This window comes from Bacillus sp. AFS001701, from assembly GCF_002559405.1.
GTDB lineage: Bacteria > Bacillota > Bacilli > Bacillales > Bacillaceae_G > Gottfriedia.
Window position 1 is genome coordinate 1 of record NZ_NTZO01000361.1, and the last position, 224, is coordinate 224.

Consider the following 224-nt stretch of genomic DNA (forward strand, 5'->3'; position numbering starts at 1 on the left):
CCACGACGCGATCCGTAGGAGTTGAAGTCCCGGCGTTCCACCCCACGGCTTTGCAGATAGCGGCCTGCCGGGCTGTCGGCTTTGATACTGCCCGCCGGCGAGATGTGGTCCGTGGTAACGGAATCGCCAAGCATCGCCAGAATACGCGCCCCGTGGATATCCTTAAGCGGAGCAGGTTCAGCCAGCATGTCATCAAAGAACGGTGACAGACGAATATAGGTCGA

The 224-nt window shown here is 59.4% G+C and carries 1 protein-coding gene; it reads right to left on the bottom strand.

Translation table 11 applies throughout. The annotated features are described in order from the left end of the window. Positions 1-224: hypothetical protein (locus CN514_RS19680; RefSeq protein ID WP_141529432.1), on the bottom strand; the 224-nt coding region annotated here is incomplete at both ends.